Origin of the sequence: Propionicimonas sp., assembly GCF_049840635.1 — a bacterium.
GTDB lineage: Bacteria > Actinomycetota > Actinomycetes > Propionibacteriales > Propionibacteriaceae > Propionicimonas.
On sequence record NZ_JASGKL010000005.1, the window covers coordinates 2,282,129 to 2,295,351 of the forward strand.

Consider the following 13,223-nt stretch of genomic DNA (forward strand, 5'->3'; position numbering starts at 1 on the left):
GGGTTCAGCTCCTTGTGGGGACGAGAGGGGACGGGGAGGTCGTGGCGAGGGCGGGCAGCGGGTCGCGGCCGGTGAGGACGGACCACTGCTCGCGGAAGGCCGCCCAGCGCCGCTCGGCCAGTGCGGCGTTGTCGGGACGCGGGGCGACCCGGCTGGTGGCGAGGCGGCACGCGACCGGGCCGCGGACGACCTCGGCGCACATGGCCGCCGCGCCGATGGCGGGCAGGTCCGGCTCGAGGGCGACGTCGAAGCTGCGTCCGGTCGCGTCGGCGAGCAACTGCGGCAGGACGGGGTCCTCGCCGAACGCTCCGGTGAGGTAGACCACCTCGTCGCCGGGCGGGATCGTGGCCTCGAGCACCATCCGGTCGGCGAGGATCACCCCGTCCAGCGTTCCGCGGGCGAGCTGCTCGCGGGTCGTCGAGCGGGTCATGCCGGTCAGCCCCGAACAGGGCTCCTCAAACCAGAACGGGCCGCGCTCGGGCATCACGTGGGGCACGAAGAAGGGCGCGCCCAGCGCGCTCTCCCCGGACACCCCCGCAGCTAGCCGGACGAGCTCAGCCACGGCCGAATCGCGGTCGCCGAACCCGAACGCCGAGGATGCGGCGGCCAGGGCGTCGCCGCCGTTGGTCACGCCGTTGATGAGCCACTCGCCCGGACGGAGCCCGCGCCGCTGCAGCGCACGGGCGCGCAGGTCGGGGGAGGGCAGGCAGCTGTTCACGACGTGGGTCGTGCCCATGATCAGGAACGGGTTCGTCCCTGGCGTCGTGCCCAGCGCGTAGGACGCCGCAGGCGTGTCCGCGCACCCGACCAGCACCGGGATGCCGAGCGGGATGCCGGCCAGCTCTGCGAACGTGGTGGACGTTGCGCCGAGGACGTCGAGCGGTTCGCGCACCGGCGGCAGAACGGCCGGGTCGATGCACAGGTCGGTGAGGGCGCTCTCGAGCCAGCGCGGCTGGTCGCCGATCGTGTCGAAGACCCCCGAATAGGACGCCTGCGTCGGGTCGATGCCGAGCTCCCCGGTGAGCAGCGCGCCGAGCCAGGTGCCGGCGAACCCCAGCGTGACCAGCCGGGAGAACGCGTCCGGCTCGGTCTCGCGGAGGTAGTGGTGGGCGATCACCGCGAAGGTCGACTGCGAAGGGTGGTTGCCGGTGGCCCGGATGTCGGTGGGGCTGCGGCGCTCGCTCCAGCGCTGGAACAGCGGGCCGAGTGCAGGGTTGTCCCAGGTGACGCCCAGGCTGACCGGACGCCGGTCCGCCCCGAGTGGCACCACGGTGGGGCAGTGGGTGTCGATGCCGATCCCGTCCACCTGTGCGAGTTCGGGGGCGAGCTGCAGGCAGACCGCGACGATCGACTGCTCCCACGCCGCCGGGTCGGCCCGGCCCGGCCGCCCCCGACGCGAGTCGGGGTGCGGAGCGCGGGCGCGGGCGACCACGGTGCCGTCATCGGCGAGGATGACCCCCTTGGTGGCGGACGTGCCGAGGTCGAGGCCGAGGAAGGTACTCATCGTTGAGCTCCCGGAGTCGTGGCCGGATCAGCCGATCAGCTTCAGCGCGTCGCCCGGGTTGGCGCCGTCGTGGATGACGGCCTTCAGCGCGCGGACCATGCCGGCGGGATCGTCGGCACCCCAGATGTTGCGGCCGGCGGTCATGCCCGCGCCGCCCGCGTCCATCACGGCTGCGGCCTGGTTCAGGACGTCGATCGGGGAGTTCGCCGGCGCCCCGCCCGCGGCGACCACGATGGTCGGGGTGGCGTCGACGACCTTGCGGAACTCCTCCGCCGAGCCGGTGTACCAGGTCTTGACGATGTCGGTGCCGCACTCGGCCGCGGCCCGCGCCGCGTACATGACCGATTCGGTGCTGCCCTTGCGGTCGCCCCACAGTTCACCGCTGGGGTAGGCGTGGCAGACCACCGGCAGCCCCCACTGATGGGCCTCCTGCGTGACCGCGCTGAGCATCTCCAGCATGGCGACCTGGTGCTGCGAGCCGGCCGAGATGCCGACCGCGATCGCGTCCGCGCCGAGCCGCAGGCAGTCGGCCACCTGGCCGACGGTCGCGTCGTAGGTGGGGTGGAAGTCGACGCAGAAGGTGGACCCCTTGATGATCAGCGGCACCTGCTTCGCCCGTCCGGCCAGCAGGTGGCCGGCGACGCCCTTGAACACGGTGAACGCGTCCGGCTCGCCCTCCACGATCTTGTCGAAGACGCTCTTCAGGTCGGCGAGCCGCGGCGCCACGCCGCGGGGGACGGCCTGGTCGAGCGCCACGGTCATCAGCCGGCCGTCGGTGCCCATGATCCGGCGCAGCCGGATCTCGCGACCGAGCGCGGAGGTCGTGCCGACGGGGTTCAGTTCGAAGATGCTCATGGTTCTCTCTTTCGGTTTCGGATGGGTCGTGGGGAGTTCAGAGCCAGGGGTCGACGCCGACCCGGAGGTCCTTGCCGGACGCGACCAGGTCGAGCGCGTCGTGCACCCGGTCGAGGGGCAGCTGGGTGCCGACGAGGTCGGCGACGTGCAGCTTGCCTGCGGTCACGAGGTCGGCCACGGCGTGGAAGTTCTCCAGCCGGCAGCTGGACGCGCCGACGACCTCGTACTCGTTGTAGTGGATGTCGTTGGCCACGATGCTCAGGACGTCGCCGCTGTTGAACCCGGCGAACGCGGAGATCCGTGCGCCGGGGGCGAGGATGCCGAGGTAGGGGGTCAGCGCCTCCACCCTGCCGATGGCGAGGATGACCACGTCGACGCCGCCGTCCGTGGCGGCGAGGACCTGCGCGGGCGTGTCGTCGCCGGGGACGAGCACGAGGTCCGCGCCCGAGGCGCGGGCGATCTCGTGGCGGGCCTCGTTCGGGTCGACCGCGATCACGGTGGGGACGCCCTGGGCCTTGGCCAGCCGGATGTGCATCAGCCCGAGCGGTCCGCAGCCGACGACGAGGATCGCGTCCGCGCCCTTGACCTTCGCGAGGTTCTGGCCGTTCAGCGCGCAGGCCAGCGGCTCGACGAGCGCGGCCTCGGCGGCGCTCACGCCCGGCAGCGGGACGATGTTCTGCCGTGCGTTGGCCGGCACGCGGACGTACTGCGACAGGCCCCCGTCCAGCTGGTAGCCGAACGCCACCCGGTTGCGGCAGATGTTGGGGTGGCCCTTGCGGCACGCGACGCACTCGCCGCACGGCACCAGCGGGTAGATGCACACCTGGTTTCCGAGCGCGACACCGTCCGGCAGCGGTCCGTTGGCGTCGACGACGACGCCGGCGGTCTCGTGGCCGAGGACGGAGGGGAGGGTCACGTTCTTCGTCTTGCGGCCGGTGTAGATGCGGAGGTCGGTGCCGCACAGCAGGGCGGCGGTGACCTTGACCAGCACCTCGCCCTCGGCGAGTGCGGGGACGTCGCGTTCGACCACGCGGAGGTCGTTGGGCTGGAGGAGGACGGCTTGCTTCATCTGGGGCATGGCAACTCCGGTTCAGGTGGTGATGATGTCGGTGGCGCCGGCGGACCGCAGCGCCGCCAGCGCGGCGCGGTCGGCGTCGTGGTCGGTGATCAGGCCCCACTCGTCGGGAAGGGCGGACCAGTAGGGGAAGGTCTCGTCGCCGAGCTTGGACGCGTCGGCGACCACGAAGACCCTGGCGGCCCGCTCCATCATCAGCGACTTGATCCGGGACTGCTCGTAGGTGCGGGACGCGACGCCGCGGCGCGGGTCCACGCCGTCGCCACCGATGAAGGCGAACCGCGCATACACGCGGGAGAGCATGGCCTCGGCGTCGGGACCGGAGATGGTCTCGTTGAACCCGCGCAGGGCGCCGCCCAGCACGAGCACGCTGGTGCGGTCGTGCTGGGCGAGGCGGTTGATCACCCGCAGGCCGTTGGTCACGACGGTGACCGGGCGGTTGCCGAGGGCCACGGCGACCCGCTCGGTGGTCGAGCCGGCGTCCAGAATGACCAGGTCCCCGTCGTCGACCAGCGCCGCGGCGGCCCGGCCGATCGCCCGCTTCGCCGCGGCATGGGTGGTCTCGCGCTGCGGCATGCTCAGCTCGGCGCGCGGGTGGGAGATCGCGGCGCCCCCGTAGGTGCGGGTGACCAGCCGGCGGTCCTCGAGGTGCGAGAGGTCCCTGCGGATCGTGGCCTCGGAGACACCGAAGCCCGCCGCGAGGTCGCCGACGGTGATGTTGCTCGCGTCGTCGCCGCCCAGCAGTTCCATGATCTCGGCACGCCGGCGGTCGCCCTTGATGTCCCGGCGCGTGCGCGGCCCGGTGACACCCGCAGGGTCGACACCGGCCGGTGCCGGTGCTCCGTCGCGGTGCTGCATGATGCCGGGCCTCTCGTCGCGGGCGGCTGGGGGGCCGCCTCACTCGCTCCAGAAATGCGCGATTCGCGCATCTGATGGAACAAGATGATTGCACCGAGCATCAGGCTTGTCAACAGGGGCGGGTTCGGGCCAGATTGAGCCAAAGAGGATCACGGAATGCGCGAACCAGTCATCCTGGGGGATCGGTGCGATCGCGCGAGCGCGACCCGCCGGCTCAGCCGACGGTCGTGGTGGGAGCGACGATGATCGAGGTGGCCCCGACCTGCCGGAGTTCGGCCAGGGCGGCGGGGTCGGCACCGTCATCGGTGATCAGGCCCCACTCGGCCGGCAGCTTCGACCAGTACTGGAACGGCGGGTGCTCGCCGAGCTTGGACGCGTCCGCCACGAAGTAGACCTGCTCGGCCTGCCTCACCATGGCCGACTTGAGCCGGGCCTGCTCGTACGTGCGGGACGTGATCCCGCGGACGGGGTCGATGGCGTCCGTGCCGATGAAGGCGATGGTCGCGCAGACCCGGCCGAGCATCTCCTCCGCGTCCGCGCCGAAGATGGTCTCGTTGAAGCCGCGCAACGATCCGCCGAGGACGGTCACCCGGACCCGCTCGCAGGCCACCAGCTGGTGCACGATGCGCAGCCCGTTGGTGATCACCGACACCGGACGGTCGCCGAGGGCGATGGCCAGCTGCTCGGTCGTGGAGCCCGAGTCGAGGATCAGCAGGTCACCGTCCTCGACGAGCGCCGCGCCGGCCCGCCCGATGGCCGTCTTCGCCTCGACGTGGGTGGCGCCCCGCTCGACCATCGTCAGCTCGGCCTTGGGGTGGTGCTGCAGCGCGGCGCCACCGTAGGTGCGCGTGACCAGCCGCTGGTCCTGGAGGTGGGAGAGGTCGCGGCGGATGGTGGCCACCGACACTCCGAACGTCTCCGACAGCCCGGTCACGGAGAGGTTCTCCTCCGGCTCGGAGGTGAGCATGGCGAGGATGCGTTGCCTGCGCCGGTGGCCCTTGCTCCCGTGGCCCGCGCGCGCGGGGCCCTTGCCCGCCTCGTCGGTGGTCTGGCTGGTCATCGGCATGACCGTACTCCTTCCCGGGTCCCCGGCGCGGCGCGCCTTCCGACCGCGGCGCGGTGGCGTCGGTGTCGTCGACGCGCGCCTGGCTCAATAATGCTCGCTTCGGGCAAGTTTCGGCGTGGAACAGGGCGATCTTGCGCGACTTTGCCCAGACTCTTGACAGCGATAGTGCGCTGTTCGATCATAATCTCTGTCAAGAGTGATTGAAGCGAGCAAACGGCAAGGATGTCGCACTCGCCAGATCGCTCAGGTGCCGGACAGCTTCACGGAGGAACCGCCCCGGCTCCGCAGGAAACGACGAGAATTGGAGACCACATGTCGCTCTCGATGGGCGCGAGCCCGGAGCTGTCGAAGGGGACAGCCGCATCTGAAAAGGCCACCCGGTACCGCTGGGTGGTCATGGCCACGATCTTCGCCGGCTATGTCATCTGCATGGCCGACCGCTCCAACATCGGTGCGGTGCTGCCGTTCGTGAAGGCCGAGTTCCACATCGACAACTTCACCTCCGGTGCGATCTCGAGCTTCTTCTTCCTGGGCTATGCGGTCTCGCAGATCCCCGCCGGGCTGCTGATCGGCAAGAAGGGCACCCGGACGATCGTCTCGCTGGCGATCCTCGCGTTCTCCATCGTGACCTTCCTGATGGGCTTCACTGCCGCCGCCGTCGGCCTGCTCGTGCTGCGCCTGTTCCTCGGGCTCGCGGAGGGCCCGGTTCCGGTCGGCATGACCTCGACCGTCAACGCCTGGTTCCCGCCGCGGGAGAAGGGCACCGCGACCGGCCTGTACATCGCGTCCACCCAGTTCGCCCCGATCATCGTCCCGGCCATCGCGATCGCGATCGCCTCCGCCTTCGGCTGGCGCACGGTGTTCTTCTGGTTCGCCATCCCCGGCGTCCTGATGGCCGCCGTGTGGTACTTCATCGTCCGCAACCGTCCCGAGCAGCACCCGCGGGTGAACGCGGCCGAGGTCGCCCACATCTACGACACGACCGTCGAGGCCAAGAAGGTCGAGTTCCGGCCCATGGGCTGGCTGGACAAGCTGATCCGGCTCAAGGACGTCGACAAGCTGGAGACCAACGGCCAGGTCCTGAGGTCCTGGAACGTGTGGGGCGACACGCTGGCCTACTTCTTCATGAACAACGTCAACTACGGCCTGCTCACCTGGGTGCCGCTGTACCTCGTCCAGGCCCGGCACTTCGACTTCACCAGCACCGGCTTCATTGCGGCCGCCCCCGCGGTCGGCGGCCTGCTCGGCGCGATGACCGGCGGTTTCGTCTCCGACCGGGTGTTCCAGGGCCGTCGCAAGCCCACCATGCTGATCACCGCGTTCTTCGCCGCGGTGATGATGGTGACTGTCATCAACGCCCCGCAGAACACGGCGCTGATCGTGGCCAGCCTGATGGCGACCGGCTTCTTCCTGAACATCGGCTGGCCGATGTTCACCGCCTACCCGATGGGCCTGACCAACAACAAGACCTACCCCTTCGCGATCAGCGTGATCAACTCCGGTGGCAACCTCGGCGGCTTCTTCGCCCCGATGATCGTCGGTGCACTGCTGGACGCGACGGGCAGCAACTACGGCTTCGCCTTCAGCTACTTCGTGGTCGTGCTGCTGCTCGCCTTCGTGGTGATCTTCACCCTGGTCGAGGCCAAGCCGAAGGCCGCCGAGTCGGCGCTCGCCGCCAAGTGACCCGGACCGGACGCCAGACCGAGAGGTGGTGAAGAGATGCCGAAGCTGGGAATCGTCGCCGACGACCTGACCGGCGCCACGACCGTGGGTGCCCTGCTGGCCAGGGTCGGGGTCGACACCGCAGTGCTCTTCGACCCGTCCTTCATCGAGACGGTGGAGGAGCACGAGGCGCTGATCGTGAGCAGCAACTCCCGGTCGCTGCCGGCCAAGAAGGCCCGCAAGCGGGTGCGCAAGGCCACGGAGAAGCTCCGCCAGCGCGGCGCCGAACTGTTCGCCAAGCGGATCGACACCACCTGTCGCGGCGGGATCGGCCCCGAGGTCGAGGGCATGCTGGAAGCCCTCGGTGAGGACCACATCGCGATCGTGGTGCCGGCCATGCCGCAGTCCCGGCGGATCGTCGTCGGTGGCTACTCGCTGATCGACTCGGTGCTGCTGGCCCGGACGGCCGTCGCCTCGGACGTCCGGACCCCGGTCACCGAGTCGCACCTGCCGACCCTCCTCGGCGGGCAGTTCACCGGTGCCGTCGGCCACGTGGCGATGGACGCGGTGCTCGCGGGGCCCGACCAGTTGCGGGCGGCACTGGCCGCCGAGCGGGTGGCCGGCGTCCGGGCGATCCTCGTCGATGCGACGTCGCTGGACGACATCGACGCGATCGCCGACGCGCTGGTCGGCCTCGGCTGGCCGGTCGTCTGCGTCGACCCGGGTCCGTTCACCGAGCGGATGGCGATCCGCAGCGGCGTCGTGGAGACCACGCCCGTGGTCGAGCGTGGCACGCGGACCGAGCCGGCCGCGTCCGATCGTGGCACCGTCCTGGTGGTGGCCGGCAGCGCGATGAGCGTCACCCACACCCAGCTGAACAAGCTGCGGGAGGTCCCCGGCACCGCGGTGATCGACGTGCGCATCGAGCACCTGGTCGCCGACGGGCCGGTGTTCCGCGGCGAGGTGGACCGGATCATCGCCGAGGTCGGCAGGCTCGCCGGCCTGGGCGGGACCCGCGTGCTGCTGCTCGGCCTGGAGTCGTCCCTGACCGGACGGTTGGTCGACTTCGACGAGCTCGAGCGGACGGTGGCGCTGGCCCCCGGTGTCGCCGCCGCGCTCGTGCCGGCGAGGCTGGGCGAACTCGCCCGGCTCGTGGCCGATGAACTGGGGGCGTCCCTGACCGGGATGTACCTCACCGGCGGCGACGTGATGGTGGCCAGCTGCCGGGCCATGGAGGCCGACGGCATCAAGCTGGTCGACTACGTGATCCCGCAGGCCGACCAGGGCGTGCTCGTGGGCGGTCCCCACGCCGGCGTCCCCGTGGTCTGCAAGGGCGGCATGACGGGCACGGAGCTCACCGCCGTCCAGTGTGTGAATCGAATCTTCGACGAAAAGGTGAAGGAACATGAACCAGCCCACGCTTAGGCCCGTGACCGCGATCACGATCGGTGACCCCGCCGGTGTCGGCCCCGAGATCGTCCTCGAGACGGTCCTGACCCCGATGATCTACGACGTCTGCAAGCCGTTCGTGATCGGTGCGCGCGAACACCTCGAGCAGGCCGCGCAGCTGAAGGGCGTGACCATCCAGGTCAACGAGATCAGCGAACCCGAGGAGGCGAAGTTCGAGTTCGGCACGATCGACCTGCTGGACACCGGCGCCGCTCCCGGCGCGCAGATCGTCTACGGCGAGGTGCAGGCGGACGCCGCGCTGCGCGCGTACTCGTACCTGGAGAAGTCCATCGAGCTGGGCCTGGCCGGACGCGTGGACGCGGTCTCCACGGCCCCGATCAACAAGGCGGCGCTGAAGGCGGCCGGCGTCCCGTTCATCGGGCACACCGAGATCTTCCAGGCGCTCACCAACTCGACCTACGGGCTGACGATGTTCAACGTGCACAAGCTGCGCGTGTTCTTCCTCACCCGGCACGTGTCGGTGCGCGAGGCCTGTGACCTGATCACCCGCGAGCGCACCCTCACCTACCTGAAGGACATCGACCGCGAACTGCGGGCGCTCGGGTTCGAGAATCCGTCGATCGCCGTGGCCGCGCTCAACCCCCACGGCGGTGAGGGCGGCATGTTCGGCACCGAGGAGATCGAGCACCTGATCCCCGCCGTCGAGGACGCCAAGGCGCTCGGCATCAACGCGCGCGGACCGCTGCCTGCCGACTCGATCTTCGCGTTCGCCCTCGACGGGCACCACGACTGCATCCTGTCGCTGTACCACGACCAGGGCCACATCGCCTGCAAGACGCTGGACTTCGAGAAGGCGGTCACGATCACCCTCGGCCTGCCGTTCATGCGCAGTTCCGTCGACCACGGCACCGCGTTCGACATCGCAGGCAAGGGAATCGCCAACGGCGGCAGCATGGTCGAGTCCACCCGGGTGGCCGCTGAGTACGCGCGGATGTCGATCGAGCACCGCCAGGCCGTCCCGGCCTGATCCGGCGCCGACGAGAAGGAGCAGGACGATGGGTTACGTGGTGGCGGTCGGCGCGGACAACGCCGGCGTCGAGTACAAGAACCGGATCAAGGCTGACCTGGCCGCCGATCCGCGGATCGACCGGGTGGTCGATCTCGGGGTGGGCAGCACGGACGACGACACGGCGTATGCGCACGTCGGGGTGGCGGTGGCCCGGCAGGTCGCTTCGGGGGAGGCGGATCGGGGGATCCTGGTCTGCGGGACCGGGATGGGCATGGCGATCTCGGCGAACAAGGTGGCCGGCGTGCGGGCGAGTACGGCGCATGACAGCTTCTCGGTGGAGCGGCTGGTGCTGTCCAACAACGGCCAGGTGTTGTGCCTGGGCGCCCGCGTGATCGGGGTGGAGTTGGCCCGGCGGTTGGCGCGGGAGTTCTTCGACTACACGTTCGACGCCACCTCGGCGTCGGCGTCCAAGGTCGAGGCGATCTGCTCCTACGAGGCTTCCTGATGCTGTGGGTCGGCACCAGCTGGAAGATGAACGGGACGCTCGCGTCCGCCCGGGACTACGCGTCTCGGCTGCGGGACGCGCTCGCGGACGGCGCCCCGGCGGGCGTGCAGCCGTTCATCATCCCTCCGGCCACGGCGCTGGCTGCCGTCCACGACGTCCTCGGCGATGGTTCGCCGGTGTTGCTCGGTGCCCAGAACGCGCACTGGGCGGACGCCGGTGCGTGGACGGGGGAGATCTCGGTCGCGCAGGCCGCGGACGCGGGCGCGGCGCTGGTCGAGATCGGCCATTCGGAGCGTCGTGAGTTCTTCGCGGAGACGGACGAGACGGTGAACCGGAAGGTGCGGGCCACGCTGGGGCACGGGTTGCGTCCGCTGCTGTGCGTGGGGGAGCCGGGTGCGGTGTTCGACGCCGGGGGCAGCGTGGACCACGTGCTCGGGCAGGTGGCCGCCGCGCTGGCCGGGGTCGGGGACGCCGGTCGGGTGCTGATCGCCTACGAGCCGATCTGGGCGATCGGCGAGCACGGGCGCGAGGCGCATCCGGAGGACCTCACCGACGTGTTCGCCGCCCTGGCCGCCGAGTACGGCGACCAGGTCACCGCGCTGCTCTACGGCGGCTCGGTGAACCAGCGCAACGCCGCCGAGACCCTCGCTGTGCCGGGTGTCGGTGGACTGTTCGTCGGCCGGTCGGCCTGGCAGGTCGAGGGCTACCTCGAGCTCCTCCGAATCGCCGCCGGGCTCGCCCCCGTCCCCGGCAGGTAGCGTGAGGCCATGGCCTCGCACCTGATCACCGGCGCGGGCTCCGGCATCGGAGCCGCCGTCGCAGAACTCCTCGCGGCGCGGGGCGACGACCTCGTCCTCGTGGCGCGCACGTCCGCCAGGGCGGCTGACCTCGCGACGGCGTTCCCCGTCGCGCAGACGCTCGTGGCCGACTTGGCCGACCCCAACCTCGAGGACCTCCTGGCCGCGCTCGACGGGGCTCCGGAACGGCTGGACTCTGTGGTGAACGTCGCGGGCAACACCGAACTGGATCCGGTGGCCGACCTCACGGCCGGCTCGTTCCTGGACACGCTCGCGGTCAACCTGGTCGGGCCGGTCGCGCTGACGCGGTGGGCGCTCCCTGCGCTGAGGGCCGGGCGCGGCACCGTCGTCTTCGTGAACTCGACGGCAGCGCTCACCGTGAACCCCCGCTGGGGCGCGTACGCCGCGGCGAAGGCCGGACTGCGCGCGATCGCGGACGCGCTGCGCGCCGAGGAGGCGGCGAACGGCGTCCGGGTCACCTCGGTGTTCCCCAGCCGCACGGCGACCCCGCTCCAGCACCACGTCCGGGACCAGGAGGGCGGCGCCTACGACCCCTCGCGGTACATGGACCCACGGACGGTGGCCGCGCAGGTCGTCGCGGCGATCGACCTGCCGCCGGACGCGTCCGTCGCCGAGGTCGTGCTGCGTCCGCCGCAGCGCTGAGCGACTGCGGATCTGCGCGCTGGATGGGCGCGAGCGGTCGATCTGGTGTCTTCGGGGTCATCCCGCGCGCAATTCCGCAGGCCGGGTCGGCTGAGAGGAATTGCCCGCGCGATCGCCGGGATTGACTGTGTGGGGACCCGAGAGCGCGTCCTCGGGGCGATTCCTCCCAGGACCGTTCGAGACCCGAACCCTTGCGCGCTCGGGTCAGGAGCCTGCGGCGTCCAGCGCGACGAGGACGGACGCCTGCGCGTCGCCCGGCGCCGCGGGCAGCACCGGGATCCCCATCGTGTTCATCACCTGGACCATGCCCGGCCCCATGTGGTCGACCACGACCGCTTCGATGCGCTGCTCCCTGAGGAAGCGGACGATCCGGGCGTGGTGCGAGCCGTGCGTCCCCTCGTCGTGGGAGGCGTCCCAGCCCACCTCGTGGATCTCCCACGCGGAGACCGTGCCGTCACGGACGTCGGCGATCCCGATCCAGCGGGCGCGCCCCCACGCGGCAGCGGACTGGCCCTCGGCGGTGACGGGCGTGGCGACGATCACGAGCTCTCCTCGGCTGGACTGCCCCCATCATCGCAAAGTGTCCCCGTGGCGTTGGCATCGGCACTGCCGGACGCCGTGGGTGGTCAGCGCACCTTCGCCTGCGCGGCCGCCACGCTGGCGACGAGCTCATCCCACGACGCGACGAACTTCTCGACGCCCTCGTCCTCCAGCACCGCGTGGACGTCGTCGAGGTCGACGCCCGCCGCGGTGACCGCGTCCAGCACCGCCTGCCCCTCCGCCACGCGGCCCTCGATGGACGCCCCGACCTCGCCGTGGTCCGCGAACGCCTGCAGGGTCTTCTCCGGCATCGTGTTCACCACGCCGCGGGCGACGAGGTCGGCCACGTAGAGGGTGTCCGGGTAGGCCGGGTTCTTGGTCCCCGTCGACGCCCACAGCGGACGCTGCACGTTCGCGCCGCGCGCGGCCAACGCAGCGAAACGTTCCGAGCCGAACACCTCCGCGTACGCGCCGAGCGCGACCTCCGCGTTCGCGATCGCGGCCCTCCCGGCCAGCTCGGCGTGGCCCGCCGCCTCCAGCCGCCGGTCGACCTCGGTGTCCACCCGCGAGATGAAGAAGGACGCGACGGAGTGGATCAGCGAGAGGTCGCGGTCGTCGGCGGCGGCCCGCTCGAGCCCGGCGAGGTAGGCGTCCATCACGGCCCGGTAGCGCTCGACGGAGAAGATCAGCGTCACGTTGACCGAGATCCCGGCCGCGATCGTCGCCTCGATCGCGGGCAGCCCCTCCGGCGTCGCGGGGATCTTGATCAGGACGTTGTCGCGCCCGACGAGGGCGTGCAGTTCGGCGGCCTGCGCGACGGTCGCGTCCGTGTCGTGGGCGAGCCCGGGCTCGACCTCGATTGACACCCGGCCGTCGAAGCCCTGCGAGTCGGCGTACACCGGCGCGAACAGGTCGCAGGCGTTGCGGACGTCGGTCGCGCACAGGTGCTTGATCGCGGTGGCGACCGGCACGTCACCCAGTGCGGCGACCTGCCCGGCGTACGCGTCGCCGTGGGCGAGGGCCGCGGCGAAGATCGTCGGGTTGGTGGTCACGCCGACCACCGAGTCGTTCGCGATCAGGCCCGCCAGGTTCCCGCTGTCCAGCCGGTCCCTCGACAGGTCGTCCAGCCAGATCGAGACGCCGGCGTCCGACAGTTCCCTGAGGCGGTCGGTCATCGCTCCTCCTTCGCTCGTGCTCGGTCCCAGTCTTCCCCCGCGGGTGTACCCCGGTGAAGGCGGACGCCACGATCCCGTCCCCGGATGCCAGAATGACCCGCGAG

At 71.0% G+C, this 13,223-nt stretch carries 13 protein-coding genes; 6 read left to right on the forward strand and 7 right to left on the reverse strand.

Annotated features, from left to right (window positions below; translation table 11 throughout):
• Positions 1 to 4: 4 nt before the first annotated feature.
• The 5 genes from QM779_RS16100 to QM779_RS16120 all read right to left on the reverse strand — a co-directional run bounded on the left by QM779_RS16100 (position 5) and on the right by QM779_RS16120 (position 5,358).
• Positions 5 to 1,504, reverse strand: a complete 1,500-nt coding sequence (locus QM779_RS16100; RefSeq protein ID WP_428537245.1) for a xylulokinase — start codon at positions 1,502 to 1,504, stop codon at positions 5 to 7.
• A gap of 27 nt (positions 1,505 to 1,531) precedes the next feature.
• Positions 1,532 to 2,359 carry a class I fructose-bisphosphate aldolase gene (locus QM779_RS16105; RefSeq protein WP_428537248.1) on the reverse strand — a complete coding sequence of 276 codons (828 nt, stop codon included), beginning with the start codon at positions 2,357 to 2,359 and terminating at the stop codon, positions 1,532 to 1,534.
• Between the two features lie 37 nt (positions 2,360 to 2,396).
• Positions 2,397 to 3,428, reverse strand: a complete 1,032-nt coding sequence (locus QM779_RS16110; protein WP_428537251.1) for an alcohol dehydrogenase catalytic domain-containing protein — start codon at positions 3,426 to 3,428, stop codon at positions 2,397 to 2,399.
• Between the two features lie 21 nt (positions 3,429 to 3,449).
• A complete protein-coding gene (locus QM779_RS16115; RefSeq protein WP_428537254.1) occupies positions 3,450 to 4,292 on the reverse strand; it encodes a DeoR/GlpR family DNA-binding transcription regulator in 843 nt (280 codons plus the stop codon).
• Between the two features lie 214 nt (positions 4,293 to 4,506).
• Positions 4,507 to 5,358 carry a DeoR/GlpR family DNA-binding transcription regulator gene (locus QM779_RS16120; protein WP_428537257.1) on the reverse strand — a complete coding sequence of 284 codons (852 nt, stop codon included), beginning with the start codon at positions 5,356 to 5,358 and terminating at the stop codon, positions 4,507 to 4,509.
• Positions 5,359 to 5,670: 312 nt separating this feature from the next.
• On the opposite strand from QM779_RS16120, the gene QM779_RS16125 reads away from it, so the two are divergent.
• The 6 genes from QM779_RS16125 to QM779_RS16150 are packed head-to-tail and all read left to right on the forward strand — an operon-like array spanning position 5,671 to position 11,404.
• Positions 5,671 to 7,041, forward strand: a complete 1,371-nt coding sequence (locus QM779_RS16125) for an MFS transporter (RefSeq protein ID WP_428537260.1) — start codon at positions 5,671 to 5,673, stop codon at positions 7,039 to 7,041.
• Positions 7,042 to 7,077: 36 nt separating this feature from the next.
• A complete protein-coding gene (locus QM779_RS16130) occupies positions 7,078 to 8,445 on the forward strand; it encodes a four-carbon acid sugar kinase family protein (RefSeq protein ID WP_428537263.1) in 1,368 nt (455 codons plus the stop codon).
• Between the two features lie 4 nt (positions 8,446 to 8,449).
• A complete protein-coding gene (pdxA, locus tag QM779_RS16135) occupies positions 8,450 to 9,457 on the forward strand; it encodes a 4-hydroxythreonine-4-phosphate dehydrogenase PdxA (protein ID WP_428537266.1) in 1,008 nt (335 codons plus the stop codon).
• Positions 9,458 to 9,485: 28 nt separating this feature from the next.
• On the forward strand, positions 9,486 to 9,944 hold the full coding sequence (locus QM779_RS16140) for a ribose-5-phosphate isomerase (protein WP_428537269.1): 459 nt from the start codon (positions 9,486 to 9,488) through the stop codon (positions 9,942 to 9,944).
• Positions 9,944 to 10,702 carry a triose-phosphate isomerase gene (locus QM779_RS16145; RefSeq protein WP_428537272.1) on the forward strand — a complete coding sequence of 253 codons (759 nt, stop codon included), beginning with the start codon at positions 9,944 to 9,946 and terminating at the stop codon, positions 10,700 to 10,702. The genes QM779_RS16140 and QM779_RS16145 overlap by 1 nt, the downstream gene beginning before the upstream one ends.
• 9 nt (positions 10,703 to 10,711) lie before the next feature.
• Complete coding sequence (locus QM779_RS16150) at positions 10,712 to 11,404, forward strand: SDR family oxidoreductase (protein WP_428537275.1); 693 nt, start codon at positions 10,712 to 10,714, stop codon at positions 11,402 to 11,404.
• Positions 11,405 to 11,608: 204 nt separating this feature from the next.
• Here the strand turns inward: QM779_RS16150 and QM779_RS16155 are convergent, their stop codons facing one another.
• Together QM779_RS16155 and tal are read right to left on the reverse strand one after the other, a co-directional pair.
• The gene (locus tag QM779_RS16155) at positions 11,609 to 11,947 is read right to left on the reverse strand and encodes a NifB/NifX family molybdenum-iron cluster-binding protein (RefSeq protein ID WP_428537278.1); all 339 of its coding nucleotides are present in this window, start codon (positions 11,945 to 11,947) and stop codon (positions 11,609 to 11,611) included.
• Between the two features lie 83 nt (positions 11,948 to 12,030).
• On the reverse strand, positions 12,031 to 13,119 hold the full coding sequence (gene tal / locus QM779_RS16160) for a transaldolase (protein ID WP_428537281.1): 1,089 nt from the start codon (positions 13,117 to 13,119) through the stop codon (positions 12,031 to 12,033).
• Between the last annotated feature and the right edge of the window lie 104 nt (positions 13,120 to 13,223).